The 26241-nt window shown below is 55.7% G+C and carries 18 protein-coding genes and 4 pseudogenes; 14 read left to right on the forward strand and 8 right to left on the reverse strand.

The annotated features are described in order from the left end of the window. From ACFQ3C_RS17600 to ACFQ3C_RS18915, 3 genes and pseudogenes are all read left to right on the forward strand, one after another. Nucleotides 1-209 (forward strand): LrgB family protein (locus tag ACFQ3C_RS17600; RefSeq protein WP_380794656.1); only part of this gene is annotated, 209 nt, incomplete at its 5' end. A 118-nt stretch (nt 210-327) separates the two neighbouring features. After that, a pseudogene (locus ACFQ3C_RS18910) lies at nt 328-526 on the forward strand (IS6 family transposase); the annotation flags it as partial. A 112-nt stretch (nt 527-638) separates the two neighbouring features. After that, nucleotides 639-914: pseudogene (locus tag ACFQ3C_RS18915) on the forward strand (IS6 family transposase); the annotation flags it as partial. A 28-nt stretch (nt 915-942) separates the two neighbouring features. On the opposite strand, the gene ACFQ3C_RS17610 reads toward ACFQ3C_RS18915, so the two are convergent. From ACFQ3C_RS17610 to ACFQ3C_RS17645, 8 genes are all read right to left on the reverse strand, one after another. After that, a complete protein-coding gene (locus ACFQ3C_RS17610; protein ID WP_380794661.1) occupies nt 943-2268 on the reverse strand; it encodes an aspartate aminotransferase family protein in 1326 nt (441 codons plus the stop codon). 10 nt (nt 2269-2278) lie between these two features. Next, nucleotides 2279-3250: a C45 family autoproteolytic acyltransferase/hydolase gene (locus ACFQ3C_RS17615; RefSeq protein ID WP_380794663.1), complete on the reverse strand. Its 972-nt coding sequence runs from the start codon at nt 3248-3250 to the stop codon at nt 2279-2281. A 13-nt stretch (nt 3251-3263) separates the two neighbouring features. After that, complete coding sequence (locus ACFQ3C_RS17620) at nt 3264-4724, reverse strand: biotin carboxylase (RefSeq protein WP_380794666.1); 1461 nt, start codon at nt 4722-4724, stop codon at nt 3264-3266. Between the two features lie 12 nt (nt 4725-4736). Beyond that, nucleotides 4737-7478: an ornithine decarboxylase gene (locus tag ACFQ3C_RS17625; RefSeq protein ID WP_380794668.1), complete on the reverse strand. Its 2742-nt coding sequence runs from the start codon at nt 7476-7478 to the stop codon at nt 4737-4739. Between the two features lie 64 nt (nt 7479-7542). Then, nucleotides 7543-8517 carry a carbon-nitrogen hydrolase family protein gene (locus tag ACFQ3C_RS17630; protein WP_380794670.1) on the reverse strand — a complete coding sequence of 325 codons (975 nt, stop codon included), beginning with the start codon at nt 8515-8517 and terminating at the stop codon, nt 7543-7545. 68 nt (nt 8518-8585) lie between these two features. After that, nucleotides 8586-9017: a universal stress protein gene (locus tag ACFQ3C_RS17635; protein WP_380794672.1), complete on the reverse strand. Its 432-nt coding sequence runs from the start codon at nt 9015-9017 to the stop codon at nt 8586-8588. Nucleotides 9018-9029: 12 nt separating this feature from the next. Continuing rightward, nucleotides 9030-11801: a TRAP transporter permease gene (locus ACFQ3C_RS17640; RefSeq protein ID WP_380794675.1), complete on the reverse strand. Its 2772-nt coding sequence runs from the start codon at nt 11799-11801 to the stop codon at nt 9030-9032. 107 nt (nt 11802-11908) lie between these two features. Beyond that, complete coding sequence (locus tag ACFQ3C_RS17645) at nt 11909-12865, reverse strand: TAXI family TRAP transporter solute-binding subunit (protein WP_380794797.1); 957 nt, start codon at nt 12863-12865, stop codon at nt 11909-11911. A gap of 330 nt (nt 12866-13195) precedes the next feature. Between ACFQ3C_RS17645 and ACFQ3C_RS17650 the strand changes: the two are divergent. The 11 genes and pseudogenes from ACFQ3C_RS17650 to ACFQ3C_RS17700 all read left to right on the forward strand — a co-directional run. Then, nucleotides 13196-13669: pseudogene (locus ACFQ3C_RS17650) on the forward strand (IS6 family transposase); the annotation flags it as partial. Nucleotides 13670-14174: 505 nt separating this feature from the next. Continuing rightward, the gene (gene dctP / locus ACFQ3C_RS17655; RefSeq protein WP_380794677.1) at nt 14175-15323 is read left to right on the forward strand and encodes a TRAP transporter substrate-binding protein DctP; all 1149 of its coding nucleotides are present in this window, start codon (nt 14175-14177) and stop codon (nt 15321-15323) included. A 60-nt stretch (nt 15324-15383) separates the two neighbouring features. Continuing rightward, nucleotides 15384-19133: a response regulator gene (locus ACFQ3C_RS17660; protein WP_380794679.1), complete on the forward strand. Its 3750-nt coding sequence runs from the start codon at nt 15384-15386 to the stop codon at nt 19131-19133. Then, nucleotides 19130-19510, forward strand: coding sequence for an Hpt domain-containing protein (locus tag ACFQ3C_RS17665; protein ID WP_380794682.1), 381 nt, complete (start codon nt 19130-19132; stop codon nt 19508-19510). Before ACFQ3C_RS17660 ends, ACFQ3C_RS17665 begins: the two co-directional genes overlap by 4 nt. Continuing rightward, nucleotides 19507-21030 (forward strand): response regulator, encoded by a 1524-nt coding sequence (locus tag ACFQ3C_RS17670; RefSeq protein ID WP_380794684.1) that lies wholly within the window; start codon nt 19507-19509, stop codon nt 21028-21030. Before ACFQ3C_RS17665 ends, ACFQ3C_RS17670 begins: the two co-directional genes overlap by 4 nt. A 122-nt stretch (nt 21031-21152) precedes the next feature. Beyond that, entirely contained in the window at nt 21153-21857 is a 705-nt protein-coding gene (locus ACFQ3C_RS17675; protein WP_380794686.1) for an IS6 family transposase, read from the forward strand. A 98-nt stretch (nt 21858-21955) separates the two neighbouring features. Continuing rightward, on the forward strand, nt 21956-23107 hold the full coding sequence (locus ACFQ3C_RS17680) for an amidohydrolase (RefSeq protein WP_380794688.1): 1152 nt from the start codon (nt 21956-21958) through the stop codon (nt 23105-23107). A 77-nt stretch (nt 23108-23184) separates the two neighbouring features. Then, a pseudogene (locus ACFQ3C_RS17685) lies at nt 23185-23891 on the forward strand (IS6 family transposase). A 99-nt stretch (nt 23892-23990) separates the two neighbouring features. Then, nucleotides 23991-24353 (forward strand): hypothetical protein, encoded by a 363-nt coding sequence (locus ACFQ3C_RS17690; RefSeq protein WP_380794691.1) that lies wholly within the window; start codon nt 23991-23993, stop codon nt 24351-24353. A 108-nt stretch (nt 24354-24461) separates the two neighbouring features. Continuing rightward, nucleotides 24462-24833, forward strand: a complete 372-nt coding sequence (locus ACFQ3C_RS17695; RefSeq protein ID WP_380794799.1) for a cation transporter — start codon at nt 24462-24464, stop codon at nt 24831-24833. Nucleotides 24834-25076: 243 nt separating this feature from the next. Then, nucleotides 25077-26240 carry an MFS transporter gene (locus ACFQ3C_RS17700; RefSeq protein ID WP_380794801.1) on the forward strand — a complete coding sequence of 388 codons (1164 nt, stop codon included), beginning with the start codon at nt 25077-25079 and terminating at the stop codon, nt 26238-26240. The last annotated feature ends 1 nt before the right edge of the window (nt 26241 follow it).

Raw genomic sequence — 26241 nt, forward strand, 5'->3', positions numbered from 1 at the left:
GCGCAGCTTTCGGCCCATTCCTCCTCGAAGCCGGCGGCGTAAGGGACGAGCGCGCCAAGGGGTTTGCGCTTGGCATGGGGGCGAGTGCCATCGGGACAGCGCGGGCCTTTCAAATGTCCGACACGGCCGGTGCTTTCGCCAGTGTCGGTATGATCCTGAATGCCATAATGACCATGCTTCTGGTGCCCCTCTTCCTTGCAACTAACTGAAAAGAGAATGCGTCGGGGTGCTGTCCGATCATACTAACTTGAGCGGGACAGGGGGGGCTGGATAGCGTTCATATTAAGAAAATCTGGCTCCGTCCACGGGTTCAAGACATCTTCGGAAATCATCTGCCTAGCTGTGATGTGTTGCATGGGTTTCCCGCTGTCATTGCTGAATGTCGAGGATTTTCTGCATGAGTGGCGGGATCGAGATAAGCCAAGAGACTGTCGGATTCTTGTGAAACAGGTTTGGCCCGATGCTCGCCGCTGAGATCTGGCGGAACCGGATCAGCCGTATGCGTGCAAGCTCGGACTGGCAATGGCACTGTCAGGGTTGAGACTGGCTCGAATTCGTCTGGCAGCTCTCAATCTGCATCTGCATGGCCGCAGGCATACGGGCGGCGAAGTGTGGGATTTACTACACTGAAGCAAATCGGCGCTGCCAATCGGCAAGAAACCGGTCGATGGCTGAACCGTCGGGCGGAGCACTGAAACCTTCCGCTCCGACGATGGGAGCGCGTAATACTCCGCTTCCGTCAGATGCGATATTTGCTGAAATTCGCCGCTGTTCATTCTTCCGTCTACAATCACTTCAACCAGCAACGCCACCTTTGCTCACGTGACGATTTCAAGCTCAATCGCGCCGATTCACTGGCCGAGTGGCATGGCCTCTGCGCGGCAAAAGGGGCAGCCCCACTTGTCCTTACATAAACGGGTTCGAATTGGTCTGACAGCTCCCTTAATTCTGCAGTGCTATTTCAATCGCGCCCGCCAGTTTTTGGACCAATTCGTTAATCTGGTCGTCACTTATAATGAACGGGGGCGCCAAAAGGACATGGTCGCCGGTTTGGCCATCGATTGTGCCACTCATCGGATAGCAGATCATGCCTGCGTCAAACGCTGCTTTCTTGATCTTGGGGGCGACTTTGCGCGACGGATCGAATGGCGCTTTGGTGTCCCGGTCCGCGACCAGCTCAATACCTTGAAACAGCCCACGGCCGCGTATGTCCCCCACATTGGGATGCTGGCCGAACTGGGCCTGTAACGCCGCCATCAGCTTGTCGCCTTGGGTGTTCACGCGGGGGATCAGTCCGCGATCCAACATGGCGTTAACGACTGCGACCCCAGCGGCGGCAGCGGTCGGATGCCCAAGATAAGTATGCCCATGTTGGAAAAAACCAGAACCGTTCTCGATCGTCTCATAGATTTCGCGGCTACAGAGCATGGCCCCAATCGGTTGGTAACCTGCACCCAAACCTTTGGCGATACACAGGATATCCGGCGACACACCGTCTTGTTCGCAAGCAAACAAACTACCGGTGCGTCCCATGCCACACATGACTTCATCAAGGATCAGAAGGATGCCGTATTGATCACATATCTCGCGGATGCGTTTGAAGTAACCTGGGGCAGGGGGCAATGCGCCTGCCGTTGCTCCAACAACAGGTTCGGCGGCGAAGGCCATCACGTTTTCGGGACCAATGTGCAGAATTTCTTCTTCAAGCAAGTTTGCGGCGCGCAGCCCATATTCTTGTGGCGTTTCGTCATTTCTTTTGAGACGGTATTCATAGCAGGGGTCAATATGGCTCATGTCGATCAAAAGTGGGCCGAACTGCGCGCGTCGCCATGCGTTTCCGCCAGCCGACAATGCACCCAAGGTGTTGCCGTGATAGCTTTGTTTGCGCGCGATCAGACGGCCACGCTGTGGTTCGCCCTTTTCGACAAAATACTGGCGTGCGAGCTTAAGCGCGGCTTCCATCGCTTCTGATCCACCAGACACAAGATAAACGCGGTCTAAACTGCCCGGTGCGTGCTCGATTAACAAATCTGCAAGTGCTTCAGCGGGCTCTGTTGTAAAGAAACCCGTATGTGCATAGGCCAGTTTGTCCAACTGGGTTTTGACTGCATCAATAATGGTTTGATCCCCGTGCCCCAAACAGGATACTGCTGCTCCACCGGATGCATCCAAATACTGTTTGCCATTGCCATCATACAGATAACATCCCTCCCCGCGTACAGCGATGGGCGGAAACTGTTTGGTATGGCGTGGAAAAATATGTGACATCGGCTGATCCTTATGCAGCGCCTGGGATTTGTACGTGGCGGCCGCCTTCTTGGAAATTTGCCATCTCCAAACGCCAAGTGGTGCCTGGCCAGCGTACTTCCATCTCCTGTAAACGTGGTCGGTAAACAGCGGTGTAGAGCGTGCCAAAGCCAGCAGCAAACGCGGTAGAATAGAGCGGTGGTCGCAAGAATGCTCCTATGAACTTGTCCTGCGGGTCACGATGCAGGGTTAGCCGTTGCAGCAGAAACCTCTCTCGCTCAACGGTAGCCGTAAAACGGGCATGGCTAAGCCATTCGACGTTCTCTTGATGGTTTGTTGCGACTGCCGCATGTGTAATTATAGTGCGCCGATCCGGGGCCATCATGGCGGTCAAGTACTTGCGTTTGGCATCCAGCACGGTCACGTTATAGCTCATATGGGTTGGTACCCGTGCCAAAACCACGCTTGCCTCTTCGGCGGTTGTACAGGTCTGCAAGACGTAGCGTAGGATCAGAGGTACCCCGAAACCATCGCCGACAACCCGCCTTCCGCCAAACGTCAGAGAGATAGCAAGACCAGCATCATTCATCCCGTCGACCAGACCCCAAAGCCCGTCTGACGTTCCCATGACCCCGCGGCCCTGCCAACCTGTGCGGAGCACCAGACTGTCAAAGGCATTCGAGTCATAATCGTAATTTCGCACCATCACAGGTTCTTCGCCTGGCCAAATGGCTTGGCTACATCCGGAAAGATAGGGAGGTGGACAATAGAAACTCAAGAAGCGCGCGGCGTGATCTCCACCGCCCGCTAGTTCACACAGATCGTCGTAGAGCGGCACAATTTCGGGCATATGCTCTTTAAGCGCGCGGCGGCTTTCTAGGTAACTGGGCCGTGCCGCGTCGCCCTCTTTCAGCCACCAGCGTTTGTAGTCAGGCCAATATTCCGCGAAAAGCCCGGCCCACTTGTGACCGGGCAAATCTTCGCTGATGGCACGCCAAAGCATCGATCGCTTCCCCTTAGAGAATTTTGAACGCGGGCTCTGCGATCGCTGGTCCAGCATTGGCAACGGGCAATGCTTTTCCGTTGACGCTTTGCTTGATGCCGTGGATCCATTTTTTCGCGCGCTCGTTCAGTTGGAAACTCTTTGTCATGGACCGGCCGCGGGTCACAAGAATACCAATGTCGGCGCCTTCATAGCGGTAACTGCCCGGTTGCATGATCTGCAAGAAGAAAGCTTCGTTCTCAGATTCGACCGCACGCCTGTGATAATCGAAGCGGTCAAAGACAACGCGCCCGTCTTCGAGCATCTTGTAAATGCCAGTTTCAGGTGCTGCCGTGCAGATATCAACGTTGTCGTCTGTATGCTTGATGACCATCTGCGACCAACTGTCGATCATGTCGGGGTCGGCCCAGCGATCATTCAACTCTGTGGTGTCTAATTCGAACTGTTTCTTCGAGAATTCGAGCAGGTGGAACAGAAACAATGGTGCGTCCGCATGCGCGAACGCCGCATGGTTCGTCATCGACGATGCGCCAGTAATGCGCGGGTTCAGTTCGCCGAGCCAAAGATCTCCGGTCTTTTTGTCGATCAGGAAATCAAGCTCAAAGTAACCACGATAGCCTTCTTTGCGCAGCTGTTCACCAAACTTAAAAGTCAAGTCGCGCGCCTTCTGGCGCACTTTGGGTGGAAATGCACTCGAGAGTATCTCGTTGCCGCACCAACCGCCGCGGTATGGTGTCAGTTCCTTGAAACCGACAAGTTCGGTCATCAGCGGGCCGACAATTGTACCTTCCTTGGTAGCACAAGCCTCGATCGCCGAACCCCGGCAATCAATGCGTTTCATGATCTTGATTTCGCCTTCGCCGATTATCTCGTGCTCGTGACGTCTGAAATCAGCCTCGGATTTTATAAAGAAGGTCGTGTGGCCGCTGTCGCCAAAGGCAGATTGCAGCACTAGATCGTGACCGATTCCGGCCTTTTCGCAGGTCTTTCTTAGGTCTTCATAAGACTTCACTTCGGCCAAAACATTAGGTACCGAAGGCACACCTGCCTTGTTGCCGATGCGGACAGTTTCGATTTTGTTGTCCATCGCCGTGCGCAGCTTTGCCTTCGGGAACCAAACATCGGCGCCCAGTTCTTTCGACAGACGCTCAGTTTCTTCGTCAAACATCAAGAACACAAACTTTGGTTTGCCCCCACGCCGCTTGATAAAGTCGATGACCTCTTTGTGCTGCAACAGATAGTTGTTGATGTCCTCGATGGATTGGAATTCCGCGTGCGGTTGCTCTGACGGGCAAAAGACGTTCGGGTGCTTGCCACCGTAACAGTCAATGTAGCAGATATACTTGAAATTCTTGACCCACTCATCAAGGCCCAAAAGGTTAAAGTTCGTCGCCGAAATGAAATAGATCGGATCTTCGTTGCGATGAAAGAAGCGGCGGATCTCAGAGATATTCTTAAGCACTGTTGCCATCATATTTTCCTTTTCTTATTCGGCGGCGGTTTTGAGGGGCTTGGAGGCCAATAACTTGGCCAGCGCCTCGGGGGTGAAAACGCGCAAACCCAGATCGGCGCGGTAGCCATGGATTTCGTTCACATCAAGCGCGAGCATAAATGCGAGAATTTCCTGGCTGATGACTTGCCCGGGTACCAAGATTGGAAAGCCGGGCGGGTAGGGGATGATGAACCCTGCCGAGACCACTTCTTGTCCGGCATCCAGGGCATCTTTCAGCGAGCCCGTCAATTCCAGATAGTCGCAGTTGGACTCTTCATAACTGAGGTAATAGGCGGTCCGTATATCACCTTCTGGCGTGATCTGATCGGGACGGAACGCATCGTGGAACCGGCTAAAATCGGGCAGAGGCGGATAGTTCTCCGTAAGATTCTTTACCCGTTTGTCAAAAGAGAGCCGTTCCATCCGTGATGCATCGTCTAGCAAATCATCTAGTTCGTTCGCGATCTCGACCAGCACTTCGATCAGATAGGCGACGGAAGACCGAGTTGTACCGATATTGGTCATGAACAGGACGGTATTGCGCGACGTCTTGTTGATCTGGATACCATATTTATCCATCAGCACATCGTTCTTGAATGTATCGCCATCCCAGCCAGTGCCACCGACAGCTAGAGTCACGCGAGTGGCGTCGAGCACGAAATCATCCTGTTCCCAGCAATCCCACATATCCGTCCAACCTTGATCGTTGTCGAAATAGCTGGTGACACCGCTTTGCCGGTATTGATCGGGGATCATGTCGCCCGCAGTCAGCACCTTGAAATACTTTTGTAGTAACGGATGGCTGCTGATCGCTTTGCGCATCGACATGGCAGCCTCGATCTGGCGTTGCACAAATTCGAACCCTTCCAATTCCACCTGACGGCGGCCCACATCAAGCGAGGCAATGATCTGATAATTTGGCGAGGTCGACGTATGGGTCATATACGCCTCGTGGAACGACTGCTCCACTTCGCCCTTAAAGTCCTGATCATTCACGTGGATCATCGACCCTTGCCGCAATGATGTCAGCGTCTTGTGCGTCGATTGCGTCGCATAGACCCTGATCCGCGCGTTTGGTGGTGCAATCAGGCGGGTATTCAGTAGGTCGTCGTCATTGGCGTCGGCCAGTACCTTTTGCTGTGCCTCATAGGCCGCGCGGTGTGTGTCGGTCCTCAGCCGCTTGCGCAGATTATTGGCCGTGCGCATGCTTGTCCGTTGGCGGTACGTGGGACTGAAACGTGCAAATGCAAACCATGCTTCGTCCCACAAGAACACTAGGTCAGGTTTAATCGCGAGGCATTCTTCCATGACCCGCTCGACATTGTAGACCAGACCATCAAAGGTGCAGTTTGTGAGCAAAAGCATCCGCACGCGGTCCAGCTTGCCTGCCGCTTTGAGGGCAAGCAATTGGTGCTTGATTTCTTTGAGTGGCACCGCCCCATACATGGAATATTCATTAAGCGGGTAGCTATCGAGATAGACAACCTCGGCCCCTGCCAGAACCATGCCGTAGTGGTGTGATTTGTGGCAGTCACGGTCCACCAGAACGATGTCACCCGGCCGCACCACCGCCTGCACGACGATCTTGTTGCAGGTTGATGTGCCGTTCGTCGCAAAGAAGGTTTGTTTGGAACCAAACGCCCGGCTTGCCAATTCCTGCGCTTCTTTGATCGGGCCATGCGGTTCAAGAAGGCTATCCAGTCCACCAGACGTCGCAGAGGTTTCTGCAAGAAAAATATTTGGGCCATAGAATGCGCCCATATCTTGAATCCAGTGCGACCGAGTAATGGATTTACCGCGACTGATTGGCATGGCATGAAATACGCCGGTCGGCTGTTTGGAGTAGTTCACCAATGCCGTGAAAAACGGTGTCTTGTTGCGGGCTGCCACACCGCGCAGAATGTTCAGGTGGAGCTCCATGAAGTCTTCTTGATTATAAAAAACGCGACGGCAAATGCCGAGGTCAAGCCCGGCAATATCCTCAACAGATCGCTCGGTGACCAGATAGGCATCCAATTCCGGCCGGACTCGCGCAATCAGGCGGCAAAGTTCCGGTCCGTAGTTCTCGGGCAGCATCGCGTCAAGTTCACCTGAATCACTCGCGTTACTCAGGTATTTGGTCAGGATTTCGTTGGCGTTCTTGGATTTCAAGACAAGCCCAGGGCGCACGACAATTGCTTGAATGTTGTGATTAAACAGAACGGCAATCAGTGCATCTTCAAGGCTTGGCACCACGACGGCTTCATAGTGAAAAGGATCTTCTGGCCGCCGCATCCGCGAAACGTTGCTTTTTAGCCAGCGTTCCTGTTGGTCGTTGACGTTGTCGACGATGAGCACTTCGAAATAGGGGCGGGACATTGCGCGCGCTTCGGGCGAAAGCATCGCTTCGTCGTTGTGGTCCTCGTCTTCGGGTCCTTCGCGGTCCAGTGGTATGCTGCGGCGACGGTATGCCCCTGTCGTTAGGGCGCGGGTGACGCGCTGAACGGTGAATGCTAGATCGTCATGGTTTTTGTGTTCAAATTGGCGCCGCATATGGTCAAAGGCCGCCATTCCGGGGAAGGCCCAATAGGGCTCGATCAGCGCGAGTGATTCAAATAGATCGTTGATCCGGGCTTTAAGTGCAGCTGCCGGTTTGCCGCCACTCTCACGGCTGATCGACGTTGTAGCCTCTCGGAGCGCACTCCACCTGTCTGAGCGCAGCTGCGTTGCCGAGTAGTAGTCGCTGACGGAATCCATAGGTCGTTCTCCTAATTCTGGCCGACAGGCGACGACTGGCTCAAACTACGAGCCGTCCCAACCTTCAGCCGCTCGTTATCTTGCCCATGACGGGTGATAAGCCCGGCACACGTGCCTGCTGGACCGCCTGTGCTTCAGCCTCAGCCTTTGCCGGCAAATCTACATGCAGTCCGGCCCGTGAACCCTGTTGTGGAATTTCAAGTGGCCCAAGCGACTTTAGGTAAGCGTCTGTGCCACTGTTGCGATCATAGACGGAAAAATCAGTTGACCGATCGCGGAAGCTCTTCAGGACTTGGCCCAAACCCTTCATTCCAGTTTCGCGCTGGCGGCGGACCATCGACAGATCCACTTCGATCGGGAACATGTCCTCTTGGCCAGCTGATTGGTGTAAAACCAGCGAAGTCGGATCAACAACAAGCGATTTACCGACACCACCTGCGCCAAGGCCATTCACATCTATGACGTAGCACTGAAATTGCGCCGCCGTGGCCCGCGCAATCGCCAACTCCGCATCACGGTCAGTCGTGCCGGTAAGAACCGGATGCAGGAGCACCTCGACGCCCTGCGACGTGAGTTGGCGCGTTGTTTCAGGGAACCACATGTCATAGCAGATCGATAGGCCGAAACGGCCCACATCAGGGACGTCAAACACGCAGAACTCCGTACCCGCCGCGATGCCCGCTTCGTAGGGTAGGAACGGAAACATCTTTGCGTAGCGGCGGATAACGTTACCGTCGGGATCAATGACAAGTGAGGTGTTGTAGACCCGGCCATCATGTGGATGGCTCAGGAACATAGAGCCTGGGATCAGCCAAATCTTGTGACGCCGCGCAGACTCGCAAAATTGGTTGATCACGTCATTTTCTGGCGGCAGTTTGAACTTTTCCAGTGGTCCGAACGGCGCAAGTTCGCTGAACAGCACCATCTGAGTCCAAGGAAAGCGCAGCATCAAAAGATCAATGCGATGCAGCATGCCTTCGACATTTGAATGCAGGGCGTTGACGTGCATCTGCACGCCAGCAATTGCGAAAGGTGTCATAGCTTGATTTCTCCGTAAATACGGAGGCGCACCTTGAGGGCCGTCATGATCTCCGCTTCTGTCAACCCTTACGCCCTTACGACCAGAACAGAAACAGGTGATCGACGCACAACACGGTCCGCATTTGAGCCGACGAGAAACTCGCGTACACGGTCTGGTTTGTGCGAAGCCATAATAACCAAATCGCACTCGATCTCTTCGATTGTCTTCAAGACCTGCTTGTGGATTTTGCCGAAAGCCAAATGTTGTTTTACAGAAACATCTGCCGGCACTTCGGCCCGCACCAGTTCATCAAGAGCCTTGCTTGCAGCTGCGACGGCCCGTTTTTCAAAGTCATCGGGGAAAAACCCTTCGACAAGCGGTGTGCCCATGTCAGGCACCACAGACATGATGTGCAGTTTGGTCTTGGAAGCCCGCACCAACTCAATCGCTTGAGGCAGTGCTTTCGCCCAAGATGCCGTATGGTTGAGGTCAACGGTCAAGAGAACACAGTTGAACATAGTCTATCCTTTCTATGCTTCTGAGGTCTTGCGAGCGTCAAGACCGTTCCGACCACGCTGAAGAAAAATCACCAGAACCAACAACAACAATGCAGGAATGAACATCAGATACTTCGTCGGCTGACCGACCGGGCGCAACACGCGCAGAACCTCTTGATCCCAATCCAGCCCAGCAGTTGCGGCGGCACTCCCAAAGCCGACATCGTCAATGATCAGAGTGTCGCCGTCTTGGCGGAACATGAGGCCCGCGTTTTCCAAGCGCTCTTCGCCGGTCGCACCATCTGGTATTGTCAGAATCGCAACAAATTCAATTGGGTCGCCAAGATCATTCAACCCAGCAACACGCAGACGTAAGTCTTCGCCTGCCGGTGTAGAAAGGGCCGCAGCCGCGATCTCAGTCGGGTTTTCCTCAGTGTATGGCGGGTAGACCATATCCATCCAGAAGCCAGGACGGAACAACGTGAAAGCGATTAGGAGAAGAGCAGCCGTCTCGTAGATACGGTTCTTTGCCAAGAACCAGCCTTGCGTCGCTGCCGCGAATAGGAGCATCGCTATGGTTGCGACAATGAAGACGAAGACACCTTGTGCCCATGTAACGTCGATTAGTAACAGCTCGGTGTTGAAGATAAACAGGAAGGGCAGGGCAGCTGTGCGTAGGCTATAAAAGAATGCAACAACGCCTGTCTTGATAGGATCACCGCCTGAGACTGCCGCGGCCGCAAAGCTCGCCAAGCCCACCGGTGGAGTGACGTCAGCCATGATCCCGAAGTAGAACACAAAAAGGTGAACCGCTATCAGGGGTACGATCAGGCCATTTTGTTGGCCGAGAGTGACAATAACGGGTGCGAGCAGTGCTGAAACGACGATGTAGTTCGCAGTTGTAGGCAGGCCCATTCCCAAGATTAGTGACAAGATTGCAGTTAGGAACAATATAGCCAAGATATTGCCACCTGACAAAACCTCCACGACGTCCGCGAGCGCCGAGCCAACGCCTGTTTGGCTGACCGCACCCACGATGATACCCGCCGTTGCGGTGGCTATCCCGATGCCAATCATATTGCGCGCGCCTGTTTCAAGACCGTCAATCAGGTCTTTCCCGCCTTGGAAGACAGCTGCACCCAATGCGCCTTCGCCGCGCATAAGCGCAGTTAAAGGGCGCTGTGTGAGCAGAATGAAAACCATGTAAGCCGTCGCCCAGAATGCGGAAAGCCCGGGCGAAAGGCGATCCACCATGAGAGCCCAAACCAGCACAACAACTGGCAGGATGAAGTGCAAACCTGACCGGATCGTGGGGCCTGGCAGAGGCAATGTAGTTACTGGCGCATTGGGATCATCAAGCTCAAGTGGTTCCTCTTTCGACGAGACATAAAGCAAGCCCACATAAACAAACGTCAAGAAGGCAAAGATGATGTAGGCCGCCGAATTCGGGAAAGCCGGACGAAGCCAGCCCATGCCGTAGTAGACAATGAAAGAGATGGCGCAAATCGCTGCGATCGTGAACGCGATCCCGATGAGGCGCTGCACGATGGGCTTGGGCGTATATGCGCGGGGAAGGCCCTGCATGCCGGCCTTCAGTGCCTCAAGGTGCACGATATAGACTAGTGCGATGTAGGAAATCACAGCTGGCAGAAACGCGTGCTTAACCACGTCAAAGTAGGGGATGCCCACATACTCGACCATGAGAAAGGCCGCAGCGCCCATAACCGGCGGCATGATCTGTCCGTTCACGGAAGAGGCTACTTCTACAGCGCCGGCCTTTTCAGATGAAAAGCCAACCTTTTTCATAAGCGGTATTGTGAAAGTACCGGTTGTGACCACGTTGGCAATGGACGAGCCCGAAATCAAGCCAGTCATGGCGGAAGACACTACTGCCGCTTTGGCCGGTCCGCCTTTCATGTGCCCCATGAGGCTAAAGGCGACTTGGATGAAATAGTTGCCCGCTCCTGCGCGGTCCAGCAATGAGCCGAAAAGCACGAATAGGAAAACAAAAGAGGTCGATACACCCAAAGCAATGCCAAAGACGCCTTCGGTCGTGATCCACTGGTGGTTCACAATCTCAGAAAGGCTGTTGCCTTTGTGTGCGATGATGCTGGGCATATTAGGGCCAAGAACCGTGTAGACGAGGAAAACAGACGCCACGATCATCAGCGCGGGGCCAAGTGCACGACGCGTGGCCTCCAAGAGCAGCATCAGACCGATGACTGCCACAACAAAGTCTTGCAGGATCGGCGCGCCAACCCGGTTCGCAATGTCGCGGTAGTAGACATAGAGGTAGAGGGCGGCCATAGCGCCGACTACGGCCAGCGCCCATTCCCAAACCGGCACGCGGTCTTTGGGAGAGCCAAGCACGACAGCGGCAATGACAGCGAGGCTAACCAGCGGAATCCACCAGATTACCGAGCCTTCTTTGGCTGCTACCATGAATAGGAACGCCAGAACGACAGGAACAACGAACCCGAGTCCAAGCTGAAATTTTGAACGTGTGGCGGGAAAGGCTGCAAAGGCAAGAAAGATGGCAAAGGCCAGATGGATAGACCGACTTTCAGTGTCGTTAAAAACGCCCCAGCCAACAATAAACGGGATCGGGGATGCGATCCAAAGCTGAAAAAGCGACCACGCAAGCGCGACGCAGGTCAGGAATATCCCGACGGTGCCCGCCGCACCGCGACCGCCTGTGTCAGAAGAGGCTACCAGCGCGTCAAGCTCTGCTTGGCTCAGTCCACCGCGTCCGGCAGCTGCATTCTCGACAGCGGCAGATTGCTGTTGATTTGGATTGTCTGTCATGCGGTTCCCCTTGCGCGCTTTATCAAGACGCATCGTCTTAGCTTCAACGTCTGATTGGTGCGGCAGGATCACTCGCCGCACCAAAGGTCATGCGATGCTGGGTAGGATTACATCCAGCCACGTTCTTTGTAATAACGCTCTGCGCCGGGGTGCAGCGGAGCGGATAGACCATCGCGGATCATCTGTTCTTCTGACAGGTTCTCGAATGCTGGATGCAGACGCTTGAACCGGTCAAAGTCGTCAAACACGGCCTTAACCACCTGATAAACCACCTCTTCGTCAACATCGGCAGATGTCACGAAAGTGGCTTTCACACCAAAGGTTGCAACGTCATCGGGTGACCCTTCATACATGCCGCCGGGGATAGACGCGGCTGCATAGTAAGGGTTGTTCGCGATCAGTTGGTCAATCTCCGGGCCATTGACTGGGATCAGTACAGCATCAACGGTTGAGACCGCTTCTTGGATCGATCCGTTGGGATGACCGACAGTGTAGATGATCGCATCCACTTTGTTGTCGCCCAAAGCGGCGGCTTGTTCGGCTGGCTTCAACTCAGAAGCCAATGCAAAGTCATCCATCGTCCAGCCCAAGGCGTCCATGACAACCTGCATGGTCGCATATTGGCCAGAGCCGGGGTTGCCGATGTTGACGCGCTTGCCTTTGAGGTCAGCAAACGTCGTGATCCCTGCATCTGCGCGAGCAATCACAGTAAAGGGTTCACCATGCACGGAAAAGACAGAGCGTTCTTTTTCGAACCGGTTTCCTTCAAACTCTGATGTCCCGTTGTAGGCGTGGTACTGCCAATCGGATTGGGCCACGCCCATGTCCATATCGCCAGCCATGATAGCATTGATGTTCGCTATCGACCCACCGGTTGACGGGGCTGTGCACTTCAGATTGTGTTCTGCAGTGCCGCGATTGACCAGGCGGCAGATCGACTGACCGACAACAAAGTATACGCCAGTTTGACCACCGGTACCGATGGTGATGAACTGCTCCTGAGCAGTCGTTGCGGTGCCGGCCAACATGGCCCCCGCAAAAGCAAGGTGCTTAAAAATCCTCATAGATTTCTCCCAGTTGATTACGTCGTGTCGCGCCTTCCTTTTCGGAAGGATTGTTATTTTTTTAGGGGCGGCTAGAGCAAGCAGCACCGCACCCTTCCAAGTCATTTCTCAGTCGTTTGGCTGTCAATATTCCCAGCCAATAGAACGAAAAACTTGTCAAACTAGACTGGCAAACGGTGTTGGTTTATGCAACTTAAATCACCTGAAATATTTTAAGTTTCTGAATCTATTGAATAAATTAGAAAGATGAGGTGAAAAGTAAGCGCTGTTTAGGGCACTGTCAGACAGGGCCGGCTTGAGACAGACAGGGTGATTTTGTAACCTCCCTGGATGATAAAATGCTCCCCATTTCGCTACTTTAGCACTAGTCCTGAGATCATCCGCCTAGCGTTGATGATGTATGTCCGGCTCGGGTTATCTACAACGAACATGGAAGATCTTCCGCATGAGCGCGGGATCGAAGTCAACCACGAGACTGTCCGGTTTTGGTGCAGCCGTTTTGATCCAATATTTGCCTCTGAAATTAGGCTAAACAGGATCAGCCGGATGCGAGCATATTCGAACTATTCTCTGCAAGTGCTGGTGTCCGATAAGTTGTGGCCCTACGTCGCGGCTATGAAAATCGCCGTCTAGGCACCGAGACAACAAACTTGACGCTGGCTGAAATAACGAGTGGAGAACACTCGCCTGCAATTCTGACGACGAAAACGGCCCATGCTTGATTTCAGGCGTATGCGAAGTTTGCAGAAATTCGCCTCCGTCTACGCTTCTGTCTACAATCACTCTAGCCAGGGCCGCAGCCTTTAAAGTTGACCTGATTTCAAGCTTAACCGCGCCGCCGCTCTCGCTGAATGGCGCCAACATGGCGGGGGATAAACGACAACTCAACAGTACTAGCAGAGAATGGTTCGAATTGGTCTGACAGCTTCCGGAAAACACTGAGGGCTAGAGGCCAACCAACGCAGGGAGGCGTGGGATAAATCCAGGCAGGAAAAGGGGAGGTCCGACCCTCACCCGATTTATGCAACAAATCTCATGTATCCGGCCATCAGGTGCTCGTAACTCGCGGTTAAACTTGACCCGCCGACGCCCGAAATGGGCGCTGTGAAACCGTGATGGCAGACTAGCCTGAAAACACTCGTGGTCTGTTGGGATTAGTCGAATTTTCCGAAAAAGTCGTCTTTGAGTTGTTTTTTGTAGCGATGAATCCCTTCCTGGCCAATAATGCCTTTGAATTCTGATAATCTGGCGCAGCTGCCCCAAGGCATGAGATGCCCGGTCAGGCCGCACCGACGGAGGGAGAGGTTACTTGAAGCACAGGATCCATTCCGATCGAGAGACGAAACAGTCGACACTGAACAAGGGGAGGCGCGGCGCGCTATTCGCCACAGCTGCGGTCAGTGTGGGCGCCCTTACGGCACCCTTTATCGGAAATGCGCAGGTCTCGGACGGGCGGAAACTTACGATACAGTCTCTCTGGACCGAGAACACGATTGGATACCGGACTTTCAAGAACTGGTGCGAAAGCGTCGTTGAACTTACCGGAGGCGAAGTTGAATTTGTTCCCTTTGCCGGTGGTACGGTTTCGGAAATATTCGACATGATGACGGCCACTTCGGCCGGCGTTCTCGATGGAATGCATTGGGTTCCCCACTATGCTGCTATAAGCGGGGCAATGCCTGCGGGTGCCTTCCTGACGTCCTTCCCGATGGGGCTGCCGCATCCGCATCAGTGGGACATGCTGTTTGATAGTTATGGTGGAACAGAGCTTGCCCGCGATCTTTACGCACGTCATGGCCTTCACTTCGTAGGCCACGTTCACCACGACATGAACCTGATCCACTCGAACAAGCCGATCCGGTCTCTGGACGACTTTCGGGGTTTGAACCTGCGGATGCCGGGCGGCCTTATTGCCGACTGTTTCGAGGCCATAGGCGCACGTACCATTGCTCTGGCAGGTTCAGAGGTGCAGCCTGCGCTTGCGTCAGGCGCCATTGACGCAGCGGATTTTACCGGGCCGGCAATGAATTTTGATCTCGGCTTCGCAGATGTCAGCAAGTACATTGTAATGGGGCCGACATCGACGCCTTGCTTGCATCAACCCGTCGACCTGACGATCGTGGTTTTCAACCAAACTGTCTGGCAAAGCCTCGCGCCGGCCACACAGGACCTACTGACCGAACTTGTCAGGGCGTTTTCTGTCAAGCACTTCACCGCTCACCAGCAGGCAAACATAGATGCATGGGCCCGCTTCACCGAGGCAGGAGTCGAAGTGACGCGGCTGTCCGAGGACGACGTGGCGCGATTTCGCAAGATAGCTTTGCCGCTCTGGTTTGAATGGGCGAACCGCGACCCAGACTCTGCTCGGGTGTTCAAACTGCACCTCGATGTGATGCTCAACCCGGCGGTAGCATACATCAGCCCGGACGACATCAAGGACTTTGAATTGAAACTCTGACCATCAGATGCCAGCCGGCCGAGGGTGCGCCAGGGTCCTGCCGTCGAGGAATATTACGCAATGGCAACGGCAGAACACGAACGGTCCGGTTTGGCGGCCTTCCTCCCCTACACCATCCGGGGAAAACTGCTTCTGGTGATTGCGATCATTTTTCTGGCAGCAGCCGTGAGCGCGGTGATTGCCCATCGTGCCAACGTTGTCATTCAGAAACAACTGACGTCGATCACTGAAGACAACATGCCTTCTCTCATTATCGCTCATCGCGTTTCCGAGGATACAACGAACATTAGAAATGCAGCCGCCTCGGTCGCCACGTCTGAGAACGCAGACCAACTCGCGGCGCGAATAGAGACGCTAGAGGGGCATCGCCAGCGTGTCGGCGCCGTCATAGGCGAATTGGAGTTGCGCGGCAGCAGCGCTGAGACGGTTGCCAGCCTGAAAACATCAATCCGCGAATTAGGTACGGTGTCCGAGGCCCTTGCGGCCACTATCGCGCAGAGGATCGAAGTTGCGGAGACGCTCGCCAAAAATATCCGGGACCTTGCGCGAACCCACACGGACTTCAATCGTTCCATAGAACCAGTAATCGACGAGCAACTGGACGTTCTCAGCGCCGAAACTGAGCGTGTAAATGGAAACACGAAGGCCTCTGTCGAATTCCTCAATGACCTAGGAGTTCGGGGACTGATCCCGCTTCTCACAATGTGGGTTCAGCTTGGGCTAATCGAACAATCTATGATTGGCGCTCTTACCGCGCAAACTGAAGATGCGGTTCGTGACACATGGAGCGCCTTCGTCTCATCAAGCTCGGTCGCCGCACGCAATGTCGAGGAGTTGCGGGGAAACCGTGCCGTTGGACAGGTTGTCGATGTCGATGAACTATCCGAACTCATTGAACGTATCATTGCCTTCGGCGCGGGCGATGACAGCATATTTGAAAGGCGCCGGGCGGCACTTGCCGATGCTGCGAACGGGTTTGATCAGGAAAAGGCTGAACGTGACCTGCGTCAGTACTTTTCAAAAGTCGAAAGCGTCCTGCGCCGCTCGATCATCCTTATCCGGGGGCAGACAGTGACCGTGGGCGCTGATCTGAACAGCGAGGTTTCGGCCAGTCTTGAAGCTATCAACGGTGCTAGCGTAGTTGGTTACGGGGCGCTGCTCGCACTCGAGACACTAGGCAATCGGACTGTCGGCATATTGTCTCTGGTGCCTTTCGCGGAAGACCGAGCCGCACTCGAAAGGCTGATAACTGACCTGAACGAAGTCGAGGCTCAAACTTCGGAATTGATTGTCCGGCTCGGTGCGCGCACTGACATTTCGGAAATAGCAGAGCTTGCGGAAAGGTTGATCGGTTTCGGAGGAGGGAACGCAGGCGTCTTCAATCTTCGCATGCGGGAACTGAGCGTGCTAGAGCAAGCGGACGGGTTGCTGCTCCAGACGAACGAGTTGACCGAGAGGATGAGCGATCTTGCGGCGACCATCGTCGCCAACACCCGTCGGGCAACAAGTGCTTCTGCTGAAGCTGTGCTTGTCTCGCTCGCGTCCAGTCGATCGACCCTTGTCATCGTTCTCATTTTCTCGTTTGCAATCATTCTCGGCGCCATCGCCTATGTGAACCGCAGCCTCGGCTCAAGGCTTGCTGCTTTCAGCAATGCCGCTTTGTCCCTCGCCGAAGGAAATCTGCATGTTGCCCTGCCAGAACCCAGCGGACGGGATGAGGTCTCGCGCCTAATGCGGGCTCTGACCGTCTTCCGCGACACTGCTGTGAAGATGGAGCAAAGCAACATGCGCGAAATCGCCGAGACCCGTCAGCGGTTGATGGACGCCATCGAGAGCAGTTCAGAGGGTTTCGCCTTTTATGACTCCGACGACCGCCTTGTACTTTGCAATACTCGCTACAGGGGTTTCCTGAACGATCCCGATGGCGCTTTCGTCCGCCCAGGCCGTTCCGCAATGGAGATTGCGAAGGATGTGCCTCCCGGTTCAGGGATGCGGCTGGAAGCCAGTACTGGAGAACGTGGTACACGGCGGGACGTGCCGGCCTCGAATGTTCGGCTGTTGCAGGATGGCCGATGGGTGCAGATCGACAAGCGGCGGACAACTGACGGAGGCGCGGTATTGGTCTATTCCGACATCAGCGAACTGAAGCAGCGGGAAGCCGAACTGACTGAGGCCAAGGAAAACGCTGAAGCCGCCAATGCAGCAAAAAGCGCGTTTCTGGCCACAATGAGCCATGAAATCCGTACCCCGCTAAACGGGATCATGGGAATGAGCAGCCTGCTCGCCTCGACGAAGCTTAACGTCGAGCAGCGTGACTTCGCCAACACCATTGGCGATGCGGCCGACACATTGCTTACAATCATCAACGACATCCTCGACTTTTCCAAGGTCGAGGCAGGCGCGCTCGATCTCGAGTATCTGGACATTGATCTGGCCGAGGTGGTTGAGTCAGCGGCCGAACTTCTTATGCCGAAGGCCGATGAGAAGGGTGTGGAGTTGGCGTGCAGTATCGCTCCCGAGGTCCCGCGAGGTGTGATTGGCGATCCGACCCGGTTGAAACAGGTGCTTCTCAACCTGCTCAACAACGCGGTGAAGTTCACTGAAAAGGGAGAAGTGTTGCTAAGCGTCAAACTTGCCGAACCTTTGCTTGCGGATACTGCAACAGCGCAGATCATTTTCGCAGTCAGCGACACGGGCATCGGCATTCCTACTGACCGGATGCACCGGCTGTTCCGATCTTTCAGCCAGGTCGATGCTTCAACGACGCGGCGCTATGGTGGAACCGGCCTTGGCCTAGCCATCAGCCAGCGTCTGGTTGAAAAGATGGGAGGAAAGATCGAGGTCGCAAGCAAGCCGGGACATGGTTCAACCTTTTCCTTCATACTCCCGATGCGGCGTTGCGTTCTGTCTGACCAAATCGACCGGCAGGCGCGCATCAAAGCGCTGGAAGGCAAGACGGCGATTGTCGTGGACGACAACCAGACTAACCTTCAGATCCTTGACCAGCGACTCCGCGCTTGGGGCATGGTACCGGAAACATTAGGCAACCCGGACGATGTGCTGCCCCGTCTTCAGGACGGACCGTCGGTTGATGTTCTGATCCTTGACTACAAGATGCCAGGAATAACTGGGCTCGACCTTGCTTGGCAGGTCCGCGCGACCCTTGCCGATGCTACGCCACCGATGATCCTGTTCACATCGCTCACCCCCGCCGAGCCAGGATTTTGGGCCGAAATCCGCGAAGCGGGATTCGCCTCGGTCATGGCGAAACCTGCGAAGTCAGCGCAGCTTTTGCACGCCTTGGCTTTGGTTTTTGGCGGTCAGGATCAGGACCCTGGAATGGTGGCCGGCTCGTCCAATACCTCTGAGGATACGACAGAGCCCCTTACGATTCTTTTGGTCGACGATAACCGGATCAACCGTAAGGTCGGACAGAAGATGCTTCAGAAGAACGGGTATGAAACTGATCTCGCCAAAGGGGGAGCAGAAGCGGTCGCACTTGCGACAAGCAACTCGTTCGATGTCATACTTATGGATATCGAGATGCCCGAAATGGATGGAGTCGAGGCTGCTGCCCAGATCAGGCAGGCGTTGGAGGGGCAGCCGCGACCCTATATTGTGGCGTTGACGGCGAACGCGCAGTCCTCGGCGCGCGGTACTTATCTTGCGGCAGGTATGGACGATTACCTCAGCAAGCCGGTGGACGAGGGGGCGCTGCTGGAGACGCTGAAGCGGGGTGCTGCGTTCCGCAGGTCACAGTGCTCTGAGGATGTCAGTCACCGGCGGGCAGAAACAAGGGTTAAACAATGAGCACTTCAGAGATAGATCATAGTTCGCTGAAGCGGCTTCTTGATGTCTTGGGCAACGACACCGCAGAACTTCAAGACCTCCTCCAGGATTATATAGAGGACGCCCCGGACCTCGCGCGGCGCATCACCGAAGCGGCCGCTCAGGGCGACCGGACAGCTCTCAGGATTGCTGCACATACGCTCAAGTCGAATGCCCGGGATTTCGGTGCAACGCGGCTTGCCGAACTTTGCGCCGGCCTGGAGAAGGCCTGTGTCGAGGGCAGACCTGAAGACCCCGAGGGCTATGCTGACCGCATCCGTCAAGCAGAACAAGCCGCACGGCTCGCGTTGCTGGACGTTAGCCTTGATGATCTTGACGGTCCGGGTTCGGTCGCATGACAGGTAAGGGGCCTTGCGAGACCATAGAGCCGGCATCTGTTCTGATCGTTGACGACAGCCGGGTCAGCGGAAGAAAGCTGGCAAAGGCGGTTAGTGCGCTAGGTCACCGAGCCAAAATTGCCGCGGACGGCGTCGAAGCGCTTGCGATTATGGGCCAGAGGCCTCCCGACATCGTTCTTCTCGACATCGTCATGCCGGATATGGACGGCTATGCGGTCCTCAGCGCGATGAAGGCCGACGCCGCGCTTCGGGATATCCCGGTGATTGTTGTCTCATCGCTTGATAGCGAGATTGACAGCGTGGCCCGCGCCATCGAGCTTGGCGCCGAGGATTTTCTTCCGAAGGATTTCGAGCCGACCATCCTCAGAGCCCGGATGAACGCCTCGTTGGTCCGCAAGCGGTTCCGTGATCGTGAACTCGCCTATTTCCGAGACATCGACACGCTTACTCAGGCCGCGCAGATCGTAGAAGGCGGGGCCTTTCGTCCGTCTGAACTGGACGTTGGTGCCGTGGCCGCGCGGGACGACTCCCTTGGTAGGCTTGCCAAGGTTTTTCACAGTCTCGCTGAAGAGATCTACGACCGAGAGCGCCGCGCGGACCTGACGGTTCGCACTTTACGCGGAACGCTTCTTGTTCTGGTGGCTGGCAGCATCTTCGGGATAGCACCCTCACTCGGCCGACTTGCTTCTGTGCGCGATATCCCGGCGTTGGGGCTTGTGTTCTGGTCGGCAATCGTCGCTGCAGTGCTGTGCCTTTCAGTTTCGATTTCACGCCGGGGACTACCCCCTGTCAAGTTGCAGGACTTCGGCTTTCTCGCTCTCTGGGCGCTTGTTCTCGGCTGTTTCTACCAATTGATGACAGTCGTGATCGCGGGGCATGTCGAGGCGAGCATGATTGCCCTGATCGGAAGCTCGCGGGGCTTCATGGTCTTTTTGCTGGCTGCCTTGCTTGCTATCGAGAAGCCGAGCCTGCGGCGCTTCTTGGGTCTTGGACTTGGTTTTACAGCTGTGGCCGCGGTTCTGCTTGTGCAAGATACCGGTGCAGAGATCGACGTTGCCTGGCTTGCTTCAGCGCTCGCGTTGCCGTTCCTTCTGTCACTCCATACACTTTTGATGTCCTGGCGTCCGAGGCATATTGATGCCGGTGCGACTGTGGGCATGATGATGGCGCTTTCGGCACTTTTCCTCTTGCCGTTTGTTCTTGCACAGGATGCGCTTTTCTTGCCTTCAGTGCCCCTCGGAATACCTGAGGCAATCACGCTCGCACTTGGGGTTTCGACAGCGGTTGCGCTGGTCCTGGCACTTGATCTCGTGGCCACTGCGGGGCCGGTCTTTGCAAGCCAGATGGCTTATTCGCAGACGCTGGCCGGGATCGCATGGGCAATGCTGCTTCTTGATGAGCGCCTTTCCCTGCTGGCATGGGGATCATTCGTGCTAGTGATCGTTGGGTTTTGGCTTGTGGAACCCAGACGTGCCGGCGACGATTTTCGGATCACGCTAAGGGTACGAAGCGATCGCTGACAATCGTGAAGCAGGCGGTTCCCGTGTGGCCACACCATTTTTTCGATTGCACAGGGACTTAGGTGGGTTCTGTCAGAGCAAAATCACTTGAGGCGGGCAGGGTGGTTTCGTAGCTTGCCGAGATGACAAAACGCTCCTCATTCCGCTACCTCAAAACCAGTCCGGAGATCATCCGTCTTGCTGTGAGGCTGTATGTCCGGTTCCCGCTGTCCCTTCGCAATGTGGAGGATTTGCTGCACGAACGCGGCATCGATGTCAGCCATGAAGCTGTTAGATTCTGGTGGCATCGGTTCGGTCCGATGTTTGCGTCTGAGATACAAAAACGGCGGATTACCTGTATGAAATCCAGCGGTTGGCGGTGGCATCTGGACGAGGTTTTCGTGAAGATCAACGGCGAGTGGCATTATCTATGGCGGGCTGTCGATCATGAAGGCGAAGTCCTGGAACGCTTCGTCACAAAGACACGTGACAAGAAAGCTGCGTTGAAATTCTTTAAGAAAACAATTCGCAAACACGGTCGATCCGAGGTGATCGTCACGGACCTGCTACGATCGTACGGAGCGGCGCTGAAGGAGATTGGCGCAGCACACAGGCAAGAAACCGGTCGTTGGCTGAACAATCGAGCAGAGAATTCGCATCTGCCTTTTCGACGACTAGAACGGGCCATGCTCCGCTTCCGGCGCATGCGACGTCTGCAGAAATTTGCCGCTGTTCACAACTCCGTCAACAATCACTTCAATCATGAACGCAGCCTCTCAAGTCGACCCAATTTCAAACTCAACCGCGCCGCTGCTCTTGCCGAGTGGCGCGGTATTTGCGCGGCATAAGGGGCAGCTTCTCTGTCCTAGCAGAGACTGGTTCAAATTAGTCTGCCAGCACCCGAATCGCGCTTGTAAAGTCATCATGAGAGTTTCAGGGTTGGATTATGGACGGATTTCACAAGAGGCTGATGGCCCTGCGCCACGACTTTCATCGCCATCCCGAACTTGGGTTTCAGGAGGAGCGGACGAAGGCAAAGGTCGCTGCGATCCTGCGCGACCTGGGCCTTGAGGTGCATGAAGGAGCGGGTGTTGTGGGCATCCTGCGCGCAGGCGGCGGCAACCGCGCGATTGGTCTGCGCGCCGACATGGATGCGCTGCCGATCGCCGAGCAAGGTACGCATGACCACGTCTCGACCAAAGCCGGGGCGATGCATGCCTGTGGGCATGACGGGCATATGACCATGCTGCTTGGGGCGGCAGAGACGCTGGCCCGCAACCCGGATTTCGACGGGACCGTGGTTTTTCTATTCCAGCCAAACGAAGAACACGGTCTGGGCGCGCAGGCGATGATCAAGGAAGGCGTGCTAGACCGATTCCCGATCGACGAGGTCTATGCCATTCACAACTTGCCCGGCGCGCCGACGGGGCAGATCTCGACCCGGGTCGGGCAGATCTGTTCCAGCGAAAGCCTCTTTGAGATCTCTATCGCCGGTCGTGGCGGGCACGCTTCCATGCCGCATGTCGGTGTCGACGCGATCACCGTCGGAGCGGAAATGGTACTGGCGCTTCAGACCATCGTGTCGCGCAAACTGGCGCCAAGTGCCGGCGCGGTCGTTTCGGTAACCGAATTCCTGACGGACGGACAGCGCAACGTGTTGCCGGGTCGTGCGGTGCTGAAAGGCGATGTCCGGGCGCGTCTGCCGCAGGACCGGGACGCGGTCGAGCGTTTCATGAAACAGATCGTGGACGGTGTTGCCGCGACCCACGGCATCACCGCCACGATGAGCTTCAACACTGAATTCATCGAGACGATCAACGCGCCGCTGTCTGCCGAAGCCGTGGTCCGCGCCGCCCGAGCGGCCGGGCTGGAGGCAGTCGGTGATCGCCAACCGATGAGCTTTTCCGAGGATTTCGCCCATTTCAGCGCCGCCGTTCCGGGGTGCTTCCTGCTGATGGGGAATGGAGAGACTGGACCGCATGGCCAGCCGCTTCACGCGGCCGATTACGACTTCAACGACGCGCTGTTGCCGATAGGGGCCGCCTTCTGGGCAGAACTGGTCCGTGATCGCCTGCCAGCCCGAAAGGACACCAGATGACCAATCTTCTTCCGTCCGCAGGTGCTGTCAAAAGAAACTGGCTTACGACGGCCAGGGCGGCTTCGTAGCCTCTCTGGATAACAAAACTCTTCGCATTCCGCTACTTCAAAACCAGCCCAGAGATCATCCGCCTGGCGGTGATGATGTGTGCCCGGTTTCCGCTGCCACTTCGCAATGTCGAAGACCTACTGTATGAGCGCGGCATCGAGATTAGCCATGAAACGGTTCGGTTTTGGTGGAACAGATTTGGCCCGATGTTCGCCGCTGACATCCGGCAGAACCGCGTCAGTCAGATGCGCGCCCACTCTAACTGCCGTGGCGCCTGGACGAAGTTTTCGTGAAGAGCAACGGGCAGACGCAATACTTGTGGCGGGCCGGCGACCACGAGGGGGAGGTGCTGGAAGCCTTCGTCACCAAGCGCCGGGATCGCCAGTCGGCATTGAAATTTATCAGAAAATCAATGTAGCGCTTTGGTCAGCCGGAAGTGCTGGTGACGGATAAGCCGCGATCCTATGGTGCTGCGATGAAAGTCGTTGGCAACATCTGGAAACAGGAAACAGGGCTCTGGCTGAACAATCGGGCGGAGAATTCCCACCTACCATTTCGACGACGGGAGCGTGCGATGCTCCGTTTCCGACAGATGCGATGTTTGCAGAAATTCGCCGCTGTCCATTCCTCGGTTCACAACCACTTCAATCAGGAACGCCACCTTTGTTCACGCGAAAATTTCAAGGTCAACCGCGCCGCCGCCCTGGTCGAGTGGCGCGGTCTCGGCGCGGCATAAGGGGCAGTGTCACTGTCTAAGCTGAGACTGGTTCGAATTTGTCTGACAACACCCATCTAACCGTTTGGCTGTCGGTTGCGCCGGGTCTACTTTGCCACCATGACCGACAATCAACTCTCCGAAGCTTTACTTATTCGCTACCGTGTCTGGGGCATGGACTGCGCCATGGATGCGGCGCAGATAGAACGCGCGGCACAGACCGCCGGAATTGCGCCAAACGCGGTGAAGGTATCGGCAGCCACTCACATCATGACCCTCAATGTACCTGAGGGGCGGCTCCCGGAGATCGAAAAAGCAGTTGCTGTTACAGGGTACGGATTTGACCGCATAGAGGGCGACGATGATGCTCGGCCCGGCGCAGCGCACCAAGACCCGGCCTACCGTCGTGCTCTCTGGATCGTAGTCCTTCCGAATGTCGGCTACGGAGTGATAGAAATGGTTGGCGGATTTCTGGCTGAGTGACAGGCCGTCAAGGCGGACGCGCTCGATTTTATCGGCGACGGCCTCATTACGTTTCTTGGTCTTCTAGCCATTGGTTGGAGCCTTGCGTGGCGAGCGCGATCTGCTCTGATCCAAGGCATATTCCTCGGCATCCTTGGTCTCGGTGTGCTCGCAACAACGCTGTGGAGGGTATTCACCCAGACCATGCCGGATGCGACACTGATGGGTTTGTTCGGGATCGTTGCTCTGGTCGTGAACGTTGTCGCCGTGCTACCACTCATGCGGTTCCTCAACGGTGATGCAAATATGCGGGCCGTTTGGCTGTTCTCACGCAACGACGCTATTGGCAACGCCGCCGTCGTTGTGACGGCTGAACCGGTCGCGTGGCTCGGCAGCGGTTGGCCCGATCTGATCGTTGCCTTTGGGATTGCCGGACTATTCTTGCATTCGTCTTGGTTGATCATTCGCGATGCGCAGACTGATTTGAGAGCTACCCGATAAATCGAAAAAGCAGACATTGCGTTTGAGTTGGCAAAAGGGGGCTTTGTCCCGCAAAGCAGTCGGTAGAAACGATCGCAGCGAACGGCCGTTTTAGAGCCCAAGGTGGACTTTTAGGAATTGAGCTCCAATCGTACCCAATGGCAAAATGCTTGCCTGCTTTTTGACTTTAGACGTAGCGTACTTGCGACAGACTGCCGATGGCCTTTGATCGCATCGGTGTCTTGGAGGATTTTTCTCGTGCCGATGCGATGGGTCATTCTGTTTGTGCTGTTCTTCGCCCGAACGGTCATGGCCATCCAATTCCAGTCCGTGGCGGCGCTGTCTCCGTTCATCATGGACAGCCTCGCGATAACGCTCACGGAGATAGGGATCCTGATCGGTCTTTACTCGGGACCCGGTATTATTGTCGCGGTTGCGGGCGGTGCGGTTGCAAACTGGTTTGGTGACAAGCGGACAGTCACCGCAAGTCTGGTGCTCATGGTCGTCGGCGCGGCGATATTCACGACAACGACAACTCTTGCATGGGCTGTTGCCGGTCGGATCATTTCAGCGGTCGGTGGGCTGGTTCTCAACGTTCTGATGACCAAGATGGTGATCGACTGGTTCGCCGGGAGGAATGTTTCAACGGCTCTGGCGATCTTCATCAGTTCCTGGCCCGTCGGGATCGCGCTTGGACTGCTGATACTGCCGCCACTCGCCGCCAACGAGGATTTGCGGACAGCCTGGATCGCGCTGACGATCCTAACCGTGGCGGCCCTTCTGCTCTTCGCCGTCGTCTACCAGGTACCGCCCGGCGCGGTACCTGGTAACGCGCGGATCAGCTTCTCCGCTTTGCCCTGGACGCCACTGGCATTCGCCGCAGTTCTGTGGGGCCTCTACAATTGCGCCTTCGCGATGATCTTCAGCTTCGGCACCCTTGTTCTCGCTGAGCGCGGCATGCCGGTCATCGCGGCCAGTTCCGCGATCAGCTTCTACATCATTGCGGGCGCGATATCGATTCCGGTCGGAGGATGGCTGGCAGATCGGACCGGACAGCCCAATCGGGTCATCCTCGTAAGTCTGGTTGGCGGCATGCTCGTATTTCCGGCAGTTCTTTATCTGCCAAATAGCTTCTTGCTCGCCGCACTCGTGCTGGGCGGCCTGCTGGCCGGGCTGGCGCCTGGGCCCGTGGTCGCCATGCCAGGCCTTATCCTTGCGCCCGGCATGCGCGCCTTCGGGACCGGCGTGTTCTACTCCATCTACTACGTGCTGACGATGATCGCCCCAGCTTTGGCGGGCGCCCTTGCCGATTACGTCGGCGATGTGAGCGTCGCCTTCGTTCTGGGTGCCGGCATGATGCTGCTCGCGATCTTTGCGCATTGGGCGTTTCGGCAAACAGCCTCTTCGCCGCAGGTCGCGGGATCATGAT

Source organism: Seohaeicola saemankumensis (genome assembly GCF_042678485.1).
Taxonomy (GTDB): domain Bacteria; phylum Pseudomonadota; class Alphaproteobacteria; order Rhodobacterales; family Rhodobacteraceae; genus Seohaeicola; species Seohaeicola saemankumensis.